Here is a 14,692-nt window from a genome sequence, read left to right as displayed (position 1 = left end):
TTTCACATCACTTTTCTCAATTACAGAGCGGCGATAGTTTCTTTCTGCTCAGCCAGTTTCACTTTAGCTTCGCCACAGGCAGCCAGACGTTCGCGTTCTTTTGCGACAACGGCTTCAGGCGCGCGCGCCACAAAACCTTCGTTAGACAGCTTGTTTTCGATGGATGTAATTTCAACATCCAGCTTCGCCATCTCTTTGTCCAGACGTGCAAGCTCAGCTGCTTTGTCGACCAGGCCTGCCATTGGAATCAGCAGCTCTGCACCTTCGATGATTTTGGTCACGGAAACCGGGCCTTTATCATCAGCAGGCAGCAGGGTGATGCTTTCCAGACGCGCCAGGTTTTGCAGGAAGGTACGGTTCGCATTTACACGACGTTCCGCTTCCGCGCTCACGTTACGCAGCAGGATTGGCAATGGTTTGCCCGGAGAGATGTTCATCTCAGCACGAACGTTACGTACTGCGGTGATCGCCAGCTTCAGCCACTCGGTATCTGCAAACGCAGCTTCATCGTCCTGTGCGCTGTTATACGCCGGGAACGGTTGCAGCATGATGGTATCATCGGTGATGCCTTTGAAGGTCTTCACGCGCTGCCAGATGGTTTCAGTGATGAATGGAATGATTGGATGCGCAAGACGCAGCAAACCTTCCAGCACGTTAATCAGCGTATTACGCGTACCGCGCAGTTCCGCTTCAGTGCCACTGTTCATCACCGGTTTGGTCAGCTCCAGATACCAGTCACAGAACTGGTTCCAGGTGAATTCATACAGAATGTTGGCAGCGATATCAAAGCGGTAGCTATCCAGCGCTTCACGGTATGCTTTCACTGTGCGGTTGAATTCCGCCAGAATCCAGCGGTCTGCCAGAGACAGAACCATTTCGCCGCCATTAAAGCCGCAATCCTGGTCTTCGGTGTTCATCATCACGAAACGGCTGGCGTTCCACAGCTTGTTACAGAAGTTACGATAACCTTCCAGGCGCTTCATGTCCCAGTTGATATCGCGACCGGTAGATGCCAGTGCTGCCAGCGTAAAGCGCAGTGCATCGGTGCCGTGTGGTTCAATGCCGTTCGGGAATTGCTTCTCGGTGCGCTTACGGATTTTCTCAGCCAGTTGTGGCTGCATCATGTTACCGGTGCGTTTCTCGAGCAGGTCTTCCAGGGAAATACCGTCAACCATATCCAGTGGATCGATAACGTTACCCTTGGACTTGGACATTTTCTGCCCTTCGTCATCACGGATAAGACCGGTCATATAGACGGTTTTAAACGGAACCTGTGGTTTACCGTCTTCATCTTTGATGAAGTGCATGGTCAGCATGATCATGCGTGCAATCCAGAAGAAGATGATGTCGAAGCCGCTAACCATCACGCTGGTTGGGTGGAAGGTGCGCAGCGCTTCGGTATTCTCAGGCCAGCCGAGGGTGGAGAATGTCCACAGGCCAGAAGAGAACCAGGTGTCGAGAACGTCTTCGTCTTGATTCAGTGCAACGTCGTCGCCAAGGTTGTTTTCAGCGCGAACTTCCGCTTCATCACGGCCAACATATACATTGCCTTCGGCATCGTACCAGGCCGGGATACGGTGACCCCACCACAGCTGACGAGAAATACACCAGTCCTGAATATCACGCATCCAGGAGAAGTACATGTTTTCGTACTGCTTCGGCACGAACTGAATGTCGCCTTGCTCAACCGCTTCAACCGCGACTTTCGCCAGCGGTGCAGTGCGCACGTACCATTGGTCGGTCAGCATTGGCTCGATAACCACGCCGCCACGGTCGCCGTAAGGTACGGTCAGATCGTGAGGTTTGATCTCTTCAAGCAGGCCCATTTCGTCAAACGCAGCAACAACGGCTTTACGCGCGGCGAAACGCTCAAGTTTCTGGAACTGAGCTGGGATCTCGTTGCTATACACATCGGCTTCTTCGCCGTTGGTATCAAACACTTCTGCGCTCTCACGGATATCACCGTCAAAGGTCAGAATGTTGATCATTGGCAGGGCGTGACGGCGGCCAACTTCGTAGTCATTGAAGTCGTGAGCAGGCGTGATTTTCACGCAGCCGGTGCCTTTTTCCATGTCGGCGTGTTCATCACCCACGATTGGAATCAGACGGTTAACCAGCGGCAGCACAACAAATTTACCAATCAAATCTTTATAACGCGGATCTTCCGGGTTCACTGCCACGCCGGTATCACCGAGCACGGTTTCTGGACGAGTAGTGGCGACAACCAGGTAATCTTTGCCGTCAGCGGTTTTGGCGCCGTCAGCCAGTGGATAACGCAGGTGCCACATAGAACCTTTAGATTCGCGGTTTTCAACTTCCAGATCGGAAATTGCGGTGCGCAGTTTCGGGTCCCAGTTTACCAGGCGCTTACCGCGATAAATCAGGTCTTCTTTATACAGGCGCACGAACACTTCTTTCACCGCGTTGGACAGGCCTTCATCCATGGTGAAGCGCTCGCGCTCCCAGTCTACGGAGTTGCCGAGACGACGCATCTGACGGGTGATGGTGCCACCAGACTCTGCCTTCCACTGCCAGATTTTCTCGATAAAGGCGTCGCGGCCGTAGTCGTGACGTGTTTTCCCTTCTTCGGCGGCAATTTTGCGCTCAACGACCATCTGGGTCGCGATACCGGCGTGGTCAGTCCCCGCCTGCCACAGAGTATTTTTACCCTGCATGCGCTGGTAACGAATCATGGTATCCATGATCGTTTGCTGGAAGGCGTGACCCATATGCAAGCTGCCGGTAACGTTCGGCGGCGGGATCATGATGCAGAAGCTTTCCTGGCTGGTGTCGCCATTTGGCTTAAAGTAGCCCTGCTGTTCCCAGTGCTCGTAAAGCGGCTGTTCGATATCTTGCGGGTTATATGTCTTTTCCATTGTCTGCTATGTCGTTCCCGGCGGGGTATGAGTCGCCGTAGTCAAGTGGAAACCAGCAACGCGGTACGCCTTATAGCGATCACGGGCCAGTTGTTTTTGAGTGTCTTCGTAAGGTACGAAGTCTATCACTTCATGGAAAGCGGTGGCAAAATCTGCGAACTGTGGCAACAGGCTAATCAGCACATCGCGCGGAGAACTACCGCGTCGTTGCGGCCAGGCCAATTCTACCGGGGCACCATAACGCGGCCCTTCACCGGCAAGATTATGCGGGACAAATGCGTGCGCGTCGCGCTGCCAAAGTGCTTCATCCAGACGGATAGCTTGTTGTTCATCAACACAAGCAATCAGCAGGCGTTTTCCTGCACGAAAGCTTTCTGCCGCCAGTTCACACACCAACGCTTCAACGGCACTCAACTCACCGGAAGGCGTGTCGTTGTCGAGCAGGTAGAACGTCGCGTTTTTCATTAAGCCAGCTTTTTCTTGTGAATGGTGTTTCTCCCTCATCCCGGCTTTCTCCCTGGGAGAAGGAGAACACCGGGCAATTCCCTCTCCTGTGGGAGAGGGTTAGGGTGAGGGCGCTAAATTACTCTTCGCCGTTAAACCCTGAACGGTTCAACAAGAACTGCGACAGCAATGCTACCGGACGACCCGTTGCACCTTTGGCTTTACCTGAACGCCAGGCTGTACCCGCGATATCCAGGTGTGCCCAGTTGTACTTACGGGTAAAGCGCGACAGGAAGCAGGCTGCGGTAATTGCACCACCCGGACGGCCACCAATGTTTGCCATATCAGCAAAGTTGGAGTCCAGCTGATCCTGATACTCATCAGCAATCGGCAGACGCCACGCGCGGTCACCCGCTTGTTCAGATGCGCCGATAAGCTCGTGTGCCAGTGGGTTGTGGTTAGACATCAAACCGGTGATGTGATGGCCCAGGGCAATCACACACGCGCCGGTCAGCGTCGCCACGTCGATAACCACATCGGGCTCGAAGCGTTCAACATAGGTCAGCACATCACACAGCACCAGACGGCCTTCGGCATCGGTGTTCAACACTTCAACCGTTTGGCCTGACATGGTGGTCAGCACATCGCCCGGGCGATAAGCACGTCCACCAGGCATGTTTTCACAGCCCGCCAGCACGCCAATCACGTTAATCGGCAGGTTCAGTTCTGCGACCATACGCATTACGCCGTATACGGATGCAGCACCGCACATATCGTACTTCATCTCGTCCATGCCTTCGGCAGGTTTGATAGAAATACCGCCGGAGTCAAACGTCAGGCCTTTACCGACCAGCACGATTGGGCGCACATCAGGATCGGCGCTGCCTTTGTATTCAATAACCGACATCAATGATTCGTTCTGAGAACCATCACCCACCGCGAGGTAGGAGTGCATGCCCAGTTCTTTCATCTGCTGTTCGCCAATCACGCGGGTCACCACGTTCTTGCTGAAAGCATCCGCTAACTGGCGCGCTTGAGAAGCCAGGTACGCAGGATTACAGATGTTTGGTGGCATATTGCCGAGATCTTTTGCCGCTTTAATACCGGCTGCAATAGCCAGACCGTGCTGAATCGCGCGCTCACCGCTGGTCAGCTCACGACGGGTTGGCACGTTAAACACCATTTTACGCAGCGGGCGGCGTGGCTCGCTTTTGTTGGTCTTTAATTGGTCGAAGCTATACAACGACTCTTTTGCCGTTTCCACTGCCTGGCGTACTTTCCAGTAAGTGTTGCGGCCTTTAACATGTAATTCGGTCAGGAAACAGACAGCTTCCATTGAGCCAGTATCATTCAGAGTATTAATCGTTTTCTGGATAACTTGCTTATACTGACGTTCATCCAGCTCACGCTCTTTGCCACACCCAATCAACAGAATGCGCTCAGAGAGCACGTTCGGAACGTGGTGAAGCAACAAAGTTTGGCCGGGTTTCCCCTCTAGCTCACCACGGCGCAATAACGCGCTGATGTAGCCATCGCTGATTTTATCGAGTTGTTCGGCGACCGGGGACAGGCGACGCGGTTCAAAGACTCCCACAACGATGCAGGCACTACGCTGTTTCTCTGGGCTACCGCTTTTTACACTGAACTCCATGCACTACGCTCCTGAATCTTAAAGACAACGGCGGTGGCTACAGCTAGAATTGCAAGCTTTCGTAACTCATCTCCGCGGTTGCGATGACTTCGTGTTAATCTTACGAGTATGTTTTTACGGTTTCGGCAACGTCATTTAAATCACCCTGCGCCAGAATTATGCCGGGCTTTTTAATATTAGCGATGTTTTCGACGACTCAAGAGAATAAATGACGTATAAGCGATGAAACAAGCGATTTTCCTGCAAAAAGACTCGTTTTCACAGGCGTATTTAATGTGATTATCATAAGATATCTGGTTCGGGAGACGCTCAAAAGCCAACTTGCGATCCTCTTCATCCTGCTGCTGATCTTTTTTTGTCAGAAGCTGGTTAGGATTCTCGGGGCGGCGGTTGACGGCGATATTCCGACAAACCTCGTACTTTCTTTGTTAGGACTTGGCGTGCCTGAAATGGCGCAGCTTATCCTGCCACTGAGCCTTTTCCTCGCGCTTCTCATGACGCTTGGCCGACTGTATACCGAAAGTGAAATCACGGTAATGCATGCCTGCGGTTTGAGTAAAGCGGTGCTGATCAAAGCTGCAATGATCCTCGCACTCTTCACTGGTGCAGTTGCCACGGTCAACGTGATGTGGCTTGGCCCGTGGTCTGCTCGTCATCAGGACGAAGTGTTGGCTGAAGCCAAGGCTAACCCCGGCATGGCAGCACTTGCCCAGGGGCAGTTCCAGCAAGCGACCGATGGCAATTCAGTGCTGTTTATAGAAAGTGTCGACGGCTCAAGCTTTAAAGATGTTTTCCTTGCGCAGCTGCGCCCGAAAGGCAACGCTCGTCCATCCGTGGTTGTCGCTGATTCTGGTCATTTATCTCAGCGCCCTGACGGCTCACAAGTTGTGACGCTCAATACCGGCACCCGTTTTGAAGGGACAGCATTGCTGCGGGATTTCCGTATCACTGACTTCCAGGATTATCAGGCGGTGGTAGGGCACCAGACGGTGGCGCTCGACCCATCTGACTCTGATCAGATGTATATGAAAACGCTGTGGACGAGCGATTCCGAAAATGCGCGTGCCGAGTTGCACTGGCGCCTGACTCTTATCATGGCCGTTGTCATTATGGCGTTGATGGTGGTGCCATTAAGCGTGGTGAACCCGCGTCAGGGACGCGTGCTTTCAATGCTGCCAGCCATGCTGTTGTATCTGGTCTTCTTCCTGCTTCAGACCTCACTGAAATCGAATGCGGCGAAGGGGAAAATCGACCCGATGATCTGGATGTGGTTGGTTAACCTGGTCTATTTTGCCATCGCGATTGTGCTCAATGTGTGGGATACGGTGCCGATGCGCCAGCTACGCGCAAGCTTTAGCAGAACACGAGGAGCAGCATAAATGTTTGGTGTTCTCGACCGTTATATCGGCAAAACTATCTTCAACACTATCATGATGACCCTGTTCATGTTGGTGTCGCTGTCGGGCATTATTAAGTTTGTCGACCAGCTGAAAAAAGCTGGGCAGGGCAGTTATTCTGCAATGGGCGCGGGTTTATATACCGTCCTGAGCATCCCGAAAGACATTCAGATTTTCTTCCCGATGGCCGCGTTACTTGGTGCTCTGCTTGGTCTTGGGATGCTGGCGCAGCGTAGTGAGCTGGTGGTGATGCAAGCCTCTGGTTTTACGCGCTTGCAAATTGCGCTCTCAGTGATGAAAACGGCGATTCCGTTAGTGTTGCTGACCATGGCAATTGGCGAGTGGGTCGCACCGCAGGGTGAGCAAATGGCGCGTGAATACCGTGCGCAGCAGATGTACGGTGGTTCTTTGCTAACGACACAGCAGGGTTTATGGGCCAAAGATGGCCATAACTTTGTTTATATCGAACGCGTGAAAGGTGCCAGTGACCTCGCGGGCGTCAGTATTTATAGCTTTAACAAAGAGCGCCGTCTGCAATCGGTCCGTTATGCCGCGTCTGCGCAGTATGATACGGAACACAAGGTGTGGCGTTTGTCGCAGGTTGATGAATCCAACCTGACTGATGAAAAGCAAATTACCGGTGCTCAGACTGTCAGTGGTGAATGGAAAACCAACCTGACGCCAGACAAACTGGGGGTGGTTTCACTGGACCCGGATGCGCTGTCTATCAGCGGTCTGCACAGTTATGTGAAATACCTGAAGTCCAGTGGGCAGGATGCCGGGCGTTACCAGCTCAACATGTGGAGCAAAATTTTTGCACCACTTTCTGTTGCTGTGATGATGCTGATGGCGCTGTCGTTCATTTTCGGCCCGCTGCGTAGCGTGCCAATGGGTGTGCGAGTGGTCACCGGTATTAGCTTTGGTTTCGTGTTCTATGTGCTGGACCAAATCTTTGGACCGCTAAGCCTGGTATATAACATCCCACCTATTTTAGGCGCGTTGTTGCCAAGCGGGACGTTCTTCCTTATCAGTCTGTGGATGATGATGAAGCGCTCCGGCTAATAATACCCGTCATACTTCGAGTTGCAGGGGTGTTGGCCGCACTCACTTACCCCAGTCACTTACTTTAGTAAGCTCCTGGGAGTTTGCTCTCTTGCCGCCTGGCTGCAACTCGAATTATTTTGGGTATAGATAGTTAACGTGTAGAAATCACCGTTTACGCCCCCCCATAATACTGCCTAAAACTCCGCGAATAATTTGATTCGTCACCTGGCGTGCGGCACTCTTCGCCATGGTTTGCACGACGCCATCTTTCTTGCCGCCACGCGGTCCTGTGGTGCCAAACAGAATATCTTTCAGCCCACCAAGAATACCGTTATCAACCGCCACTGATTCACCTTTGGCAGGTGGCGCATTTTGTTGCTCACCAGCGGTCTGAACGCCTTTTTGCAAACGTTCATACGCCGATTCTCTATCGACAGTTTCATCGTATTTGCCATACAGCGGTGAGTGGTTGAGTAACCCGTTGCGCTCATCGTCAGTGACCGGTCCCATACGTGAACACGGGGCGATAACCATGGCTCGCTCAACCACTGTCGGGCTGCCTTTCTCATCCAGCAATGAGATAAGTGCCTCGCCGGTTCCTAACTCCTGAATCGCTTTTTCGGTATCAAATTTAGGGTTGGCACGCATGGTTTGCGCGGCGGTTTTCACGGCTTTCTGGTCTTTGGGCGTAAAGGCACGCAGCGCATGTTGAATACGGTTACCGAGCTGCCCGAGTACGGTATCCGGGATATCTGATGGGTTTTGAGAAACGAAATAGACCCCAACACCTTTGGAACGAATCAGGCGGATAACTTGTTCGATTTTATCCAGCAGCACTTGTGGAGCATCGTTAAACAGCAGGTGTGCTTCATCAAAAAAGAACACCAGTTTTGGCTTTTCCAGGTCGCCCGCTTCAGGGAGCTGCTCATAGATTTCTGAAAGCATCCACAGCAAACTGGCGGCATACAGTTTCGGCATCTGATAGAGCTTTTCAGCAGATAAAATATTGATGATGCCTTTGCCGTTAGCATCGGTGCGCATCCAGTCTTTGATATCCAGCATCGGTTCGCCAAAGAAGTACTCGGCCCCTTGTTGCTCAAGCTGTAACAGCCCGCGCTGAATGGCGCCGATGGAAGCACTGCTGATATTGCCATATTGGTTCTGGAACGATTTTGCGTTATCGCCGATGTACTGTGTTGCTGCCCGCAGGTCCTTAAAATCGAGCAGTAATAAACCCTGGTCATCGGCAATACGGAAGATGATTTGTAGTACGCCGGACTGCACTTCATTGAGGTTGAGCAACCGCGAAAATAGCAGTGGGCCAAGGTCCGAAACCGTCGCACGCACCGGGTGGCCTTTCTCACCAAAAATATCCCACAACACAACCGGGTTGCCCTTGGGTGACCAGTCTGTCACGCCAATTTTGGCAAGCCTTGCGAGCAGTTTTTCAGACTCCACACCTTCCTGCGCCACGCCCGTTAAATCACCTTTCACATCCGCCATAAAGACCGGCACACCAATCTGTGAAAACGATTCGGCCAGTTTTTGCAGCGTGACCGTCTTGCCAGTGCCCGTTGCACCGGTTATCAGTCCGTGGCGGTTCGCCATACCGGGCAACAAATGCAGTTCTTGTTCAGTGGTTCTGGCAATCAGGAGTGGTGAGGCCATAATGATTTCCCTGTGACGACATTTCCATAAGCATAGCAAGCGGCAGGCGTTCGTCACCTGACAAAATCCAGGTTTGCGGTCTCCCTCGAAACAAACGACTATGCTTTTCATATGCATGACTTATTAGTAGGAAACTATGTCCAGATTCTTCTTTAATGACCGTAAGCAAATGGTCGACGACGCCATCGAAGGCGTGATTATCAGTTCTCGTTTTCATAACCTGGCGCGTTTAGATACCGATCCTTCTATTCGAGTGGTCGTGCGTAAGGACTGGAATAAAAGCAAAGTTGCGGTGATTTCGGGCGGTGGCTCGGGGCATGAACCGGCGCATGCAGGTTTTGTCGGCAAAGGGATGTTAACCGCAGCCGTGTGTGGCGACCTGTTTGCTTCACCCAGTGTGGAAGCTGTATTAAACGCCATTGTGGCCGTTACCGGTGACCGTGGTTGCTTGCTTATCGTCAAAAACTATACCGGCGACCGCCTGAATTTCGGACTCGCGGCCGAGAAAGCCAAAAAACACGGCCTGAAAGTGGAGATGGTTATTGTGGGCGACGATATTTCGCTGCCCGATAACAAACAGCCACGCGGTATTGCCGGGACTGTGCTGGTGCACAAAATTGCGGGCTTTGCCGCAGAGCAGGGTAAATCGTTGAGCGATGTTCGGGAGATCGCGCAAAGTGCCTGCGACAGCATTGCCAGCATCGGTGTCGCCATGCAAACCTGCAATCTGCCCGATCAAAACGAGGAAGAAGGGCGCATCAAAGGCGGCCATGTTGAGTTAGGGCTGGGTATCCACGGTGAACCTGGTGCAAGCACTGTTGCCAGCCAGAACAGTCAGCAAACGGTGGCGACGCTGGTAAAACATTTGCGTAAAAAGACCGGTACAGACGCAAGGCTTGCGGTGCTGGTCAACAACCTGGGCGGAGTGTCATCGCTGGAGATGGCTATTCTGACCAAAGAGCTTGCGCATTCAGAATTAAAAGAGCAAATCGACTATTTGATTGGCCCGGCGCCGTTGGTTACCGCGCTTGATATGAAAGGTTTTTCGCTCTCAACCATTGTGCTTAATGACGAATTTATTAAAGCGTTACACGCAGATGTAGAAACGGCGGGCTGGCAAACCATGGTGAAGCTTCACGCCATGCCGATGCAAAAACACAGCATTATCCGTAAGGGGATGCAGGTAAAATCATCGGAAAATGCCACGGTGAAAGCACTGGTCGCCAGTATCACAAAGACGCTTATCGAGCAGGAAAAAGCGTTGAATGCTCTGGATGCAAAAGTCGGGGATGGCGATACCGGCTCGACATTTGCACAGGGTGCGCGGGATATCGCTCAGCTTAATGATGATGGGAAACTGCCACTCAATGATCCGGCCGTTTTGCTGGAGTTGATTGGTGAACGACTTGCCACGGTGATGGGCGGCTCAAGCGGTGTGTTGATGTCCATTTTCTTCACGGCAGCGGGGCAAAAGGTGGCTAAAAAGCAGCCGATTGCCGATGCGCTGTTGTTTGGCCTTGAACAGATGAAACGCTACGGCGGTGCCAATCTCGGCGATCGCACGTTAATAGACGCGTTGCAGCCTGCACTTGAAGCCTTGAAAGAGAGTGACCTGAACGCTGCCATTAAGGCCGCACAAGCAGGTGCAGAGGCGACGGCGCAAATGCACAAAGCCAATGCCGGGCGTTCTTCTTACGTGAATAGCGACAACCTGAAAGGGGTGAAAGATCCGGGGGCTGTGGCGATTGCTGCGGTCTTTGCCGGGTTGAAGTAATGGCGTCGGGTGGATTCGTGTAAGCGATATCCACCGTTTGTTCCGATTAAGCCTGCCCGTTCAATGCCATCTGTGTTAACCAAAGCCGAGTATCAAACTCCAGCTGGTGATATTGCGGCTCCATATGGCAGCACAGCGAGTAAAACGCCTTGTTGTGATCCTTCTCTTTCAGGTGCGCCAGTTCGTGAACCACAATCATGCGTAAAAAGGCTTCTGGCCCATTTTTAAACACTGTTGCGACACGAATCTCCGCTTTGGCTTTCAGCTTGTTTCCTTGAACGCGTGACACGGCTGTGTGCAGACCCAGTGCGTTATTGAGCACGTGAATTTTACTGTCATAGGCCACTTTATTCACGGGTGGCGCATTGCGCAGGTACTGGTTTTTGAGGTCTTGCGTCCAGGCATACAAGGCTTTATCAGTCGTGATGTTATGCGTATCCGGATAGCGTTTTTGCAGTACTTCACCCAGACGTTGTTCCGCAATCAGGGTGCGAACTTGCGAGAGCAAATGCTCCGGATAACCTTGCAGATAAGTTAAATTGCTCATTAGTTCTCGCTTACTTGACGTCTTTCAAAAGGCAGTTGCGCAGTTTGAGGGAAAAAAAGGGTATACTCACGCCCCCATTCGGGGATTATGCCGAAATTTTACCATCCAGGAGGGCCGATGAGCCAATTAGACGACGGTTTCCGTTCACTGACACTAAAACGTTTTCCAGAAACGGATGACGTTAACCCACTACAGGCGTGGGAAGCTGCGGATGACTACCTTTTGCAGCAACTGGACGAAATCGAAATCAGTGGCCCGGTCCTGATTTTTAACGACACTTTCGGGGCGCTGTCTTGCGTGCTGGCTGAACACAAGCCATACAGCATCAGTGACTCGTATCTTAGCGAACTGGCTATCCGTGAGAACTTGCGTGAGAACGGTATCGTTGAATCCAACGTCACGTTCCTTGATAGCACCGTTAAATACCCAGAAGCGCCAGCCGTGGTTCTGATTAAGATCCCTAAAACGCTGGCACTGCTTGAGCAACAGCTTCGTGCTTTGCGCCATGTTGTGACCCCTGAAACACGTATTATTGCGGGTGCAAAAACGCGTGATATTCACAACTCAACCATCGAGTTGTTTGAAAAGATCCTTGGGCCAACCACCACAACACTTGCGTGGAAAAAAGCGCGTCTGATCAACACGACGTTCAATGCTCCGGCAATTAAAGAAGTACCCGAAACGCTGAACTGGAAACTGGAAGGCACGCCGTGGACGATTCATAACCACGCTAACGTCTTTTCCCGTACCGGTCTGGATATTGGCGCGCGCTTCTTTATCGAAAACCTGCCGACAGGCCTTGAAGGTGAAATTGTCGATTTAGGTTGTGGTAACGGCGTGGTCGGTTTGCACTTGCTTGAGCAAAACCCGGAAGCGAACGTGGTATTTGTTGATGAATCACCGATGGCCGTTGCTTCCAGCCGCCTGAACGTTGAAACCAACATGCCAGAAAACCTGGATCGTTGTGAGTTTATGATCAACAACGCATTGTCCGGTGTTGAGCCATACCGCTTTAACACTATTCTGTGCAACCCACCGTTCCACCAGCAGCATGCCCTGACCGATCAGGTTGCGTGGGAGATGTTCCACCACGCCCGTCGTTGCTTGCAAAATGGCGGCGAGCTGTACATCGTTGCTAACCGCCATCTGGATTACTACCACAAATTGAAGAAGATCTTCGGTAACTGTGACACCGTGGCTACGAACAAGAAATTCGTCGTATTAAAAGCCGTGAAACTAGGCCGTCTTCGCTAAATTTCCAGCGCTAAACGGGTGCCCTGCGCGATTGCGCGCCGGGCATCCAGTTCCATTGCCACATCCGCACCACCAATCAAATGCAGTGTTTTCCCCAGTTCGCGCAGCGGCTCGGCCAGTTCACGACGTGAATCTTGCCCGGCACAGATAATCACGTTATCCACCGCCAGCGTCTGTGGCTCTCCACCGACCGTAATATGCAGACCTTCATCGTCAATTCGTTCGTAAGTCACACCTGCCACCATTTTCACGCCACGCGCCAGCAGCGTTGTGCGGTGGATCCAGCCCGTTGTTTTCCCTAACCCTTCGCCAGGCTTACTGGTTTTGCGCTGTAGCATCACAATCTGGCGTGGGCTTTTATGCAGATTTGCTCCTTCCGGGCGTAAACCCCCTGCGTGTTGCAGGCTGGTGTCGATGCCCCATTCCACACAAAACTCGGCGATATTCTGGCTGGTGGACTCACCTTCCTGGCTTAAGTACATCGCGGTATCAAAGCCAATTCCACCCGCACCAATAATGGCTACGCGATCGCCAACCGGCGCTTTCTCACGCAGTACATCGATATAATTCAGCACCTTCGGATGCATGATCCCGTCGATAAGCGGCAAGCGCGGTTCGATACCACAGGCGAGGATCACCTCGTCGTACTCCGTGAGCATTGGTGCGGTGATGTACTGATTGAGGCGAACTTCCACGCCGGTCAGCCCCAACATGCGGCGGTAGTAACGCAGCGTTTCGTAAAACTCCTCTTTGCCTGGGATCTGTTTAGCAATATTAAACTGCCCACCGATTTCCGAAGCGGCATCGAATAATGTCACTTTGTGGCCACGCGCTGCGGCGTTGATCGCAAAAGCTAATCCTGCGGGACCTGCCCCCACTACCGCCAGGTTTTTATGCACTGTGGCCGGGACGACGGGCATTTTGGTTTCATGACAGGCACGAGGGTTCACCAGACACGAAGTGACTTTACCGAGGAAAATCTGGTCCAGACACGCCTGATTGCAGCCGATACAAGTGTTGATTTCATCCTCACGCCCTTGCTCGGCTTTAGAAACAAATTCAGCATCGGCAAGGAATGGACGGGCCATAGACACCATATCAGCATCACCATCGGCAAGGATCTTCTCAGCCGTTTGCGGATCGTTAATGCGGTTGGTGGTGACTAAAGGGATCGAAACATGTCCTTTTAATTTGCGCGTTACCCAACTAAATGCACCGCGTGGAACCGGCGTCGCAATAGTGGGGATACGCGCTTCGTGCCAGCCAATGCCGGTATTAATCAGCGTAGCCCCTGCATTCTCAATGGCTTTGGCAAGTTGAACGGCTTCTTCAAAAGTCCCGCCGCCTTCCACTAAATCGAGCATCGAAAGGCGATAAATAATAATAAAGTCGGTACCTGATTTTTTACGTACTGCACGCACCACTTCTACCGCAAAACGCATGCGCCGGGAGTAATCACCACCCCATACATCATCGCGCTGGTTGGTCCTTGCCGCCAGAAACTGGTTAATTAGGTAGCCTTCAGACCCCATAATTTCCACGCCGTCGTAACCAGCCTGTTGCGCGAGATGTGCACACTGGGCGAACTCTTCAATCAGCGTGAGGATTTCGTCATGGCTCAGCGCGTGGGGTTTAAAACGGTTAATCGGGGCCTGAATCGCGGAAGGGGCAACCGGATTGGGCTGGTAGCTGTAACGTCCGGTATGCAGAATTTGCAGGGCAATCTTCCCACCTTCGCGGTGTACGGCATCGGTCACGATGCGGTGGTGGGCAAGCTGGCTTTCATCATTGAGTACCGCGCCGCTTTCCACACCGACACCCGAAGGGGAAGGGGCAACGCCGCCAGTGACAATTAACGCCACGCCATGGCGTGCACGCTCCGCATAAAATGCGGCTAAACGCTCAGCACCCTTGGGGTGCTCTTCAAGCCCGGTATGCATCGAACCCATCAACACACGATTTTTAAGTTGGGTAAAACCCAGGTCCAGCGGGGCAAACAGCGACGGATAGCTCATATTTTCTTCCTGCAGGGTCATT

10 protein-coding genes are annotated in these 14,692 nt (G+C 52.3%); 4 read left to right on the top strand and 6 right to left on the bottom strand.

Annotated elements, in window-relative coordinates:
* Nucleotides 1–20: 20 nt before the first annotated feature.
* The 3 genes from M975_RS16220 to pepA all read right to left on the bottom strand — a co-directional run bounded on the left by M975_RS16220 (nt 21) and on the right by pepA (nt 4,971).
* Nucleotides 21–2,876 carry a valine--tRNA ligase gene (locus M975_RS16220; RefSeq protein WP_064560952.1) on the bottom strand — a complete coding sequence of 952 codons (2,856 nt, stop codon included), beginning with the start codon at nt 2,874–2,876 and terminating at the stop codon, nt 21–23.
* A 6-nt stretch (nt 2,877–2,882) separates the two neighbouring features.
* Nucleotides 2,883–3,341: a DNA polymerase III subunit chi gene (locus M975_RS16215; protein ID WP_034459595.1), complete on the bottom strand. Its 459-nt coding sequence runs from the start codon at nt 3,339–3,341 to the stop codon at nt 2,883–2,885.
* Between the two features lie 118 nt (nt 3,342–3,459).
* A complete protein-coding gene (gene pepA / locus M975_RS16210) occupies nt 3,460–4,971 on the bottom strand; it encodes a leucyl aminopeptidase (protein ID WP_064560951.1) in 1,512 nt (503 codons plus the stop codon).
* Nucleotides 4,972–5,246: 275 nt separating this feature from the next.
* Between pepA and lptF the strand changes: the two genes are divergently transcribed.
* Both lptF and lptG read left to right on the top strand, forming a co-directional pair.
* Nucleotides 5,247–6,350, top strand: a complete 1,104-nt coding sequence (gene lptF, locus M975_RS16205) for an LPS export ABC transporter permease LptF (protein ID WP_064560950.1) — start codon at nt 5,247–5,249, stop codon at nt 6,348–6,350.
* Entirely contained in the window at nt 6,351–7,430 is a 1,080-nt protein-coding gene (lptG, locus tag M975_RS16200) for an LPS export ABC transporter permease LptG (protein WP_064560949.1), read from the top strand.
* Nucleotides 7,431–7,577: 147 nt separating this feature from the next.
* Here the strand turns inward: lptG and M975_RS16195 are convergent, their stop codons facing one another.
* Nucleotides 7,578–9,080, bottom strand: coding sequence for a helicase HerA-like C-terminal domain-containing protein (locus tag M975_RS16195; protein WP_064560948.1), 1,503 nt, complete (start codon nt 9,078–9,080; stop codon nt 7,578–7,580).
* 136 nt (nt 9,081–9,216) lie between these two features.
* On the opposite strand from M975_RS16195, the gene M975_RS16190 reads away from it, so the two are divergent.
* Nucleotides 9,217–10,854 carry a glycerone kinase gene (locus M975_RS16190; protein ID WP_064560947.1) on the top strand — a complete coding sequence of 546 codons (1,638 nt, stop codon included), beginning with the start codon at nt 9,217–9,219 and terminating at the stop codon, nt 10,852–10,854.
* A 46-nt stretch (nt 10,855–10,900) separates the two neighbouring features.
* Here the strand turns inward: M975_RS16190 and M975_RS16185 are convergent, their stop codons facing one another.
* Nucleotides 10,901–11,401: a M48 metallopeptidase family protein gene (locus M975_RS16185; protein WP_064560946.1), complete on the bottom strand. Its 501-nt coding sequence runs from the start codon at nt 11,399–11,401 to the stop codon at nt 10,901–10,903.
* A gap of 117 nt (nt 11,402–11,518) precedes the next feature.
* Between M975_RS16185 and rlmG the strand changes: the two genes are divergently transcribed.
* A complete protein-coding gene (rlmG, locus tag M975_RS16180; protein ID WP_064513965.1) occupies nt 11,519–12,655 on the top strand; it encodes a 23S rRNA (guanine(1835)-N(2))-methyltransferase RlmG in 1,137 nt (378 codons plus the stop codon).
* Here rlmG and M975_RS16175 read toward each other — a convergent pair.
* A complete protein-coding gene (locus M975_RS16175) occupies nt 12,652–14,670 on the bottom strand; it encodes an oxidoreductase (protein WP_064560945.1) in 2,019 nt (672 codons plus the stop codon). The two genes, rlmG and M975_RS16175, sit on opposite strands and share 4 nt — an antisense overlap.
* Nucleotides 14,671–14,692: the final 22 nt, after the last annotated feature.

Origin of the sequence: Buttiauxella brennerae ATCC 51605, from assembly GCF_001654925.1 — a bacterium.
In the GTDB taxonomy this organism is placed as follows: Bacteria; Pseudomonadota; Gammaproteobacteria; order Enterobacterales; family Enterobacteriaceae; genus Buttiauxella; species Buttiauxella brennerae.
The sequence above is the reverse complement of the archived record's forward strand: the minus strand, read 5'-3'. Positions and strand labels throughout refer to the sequence as shown.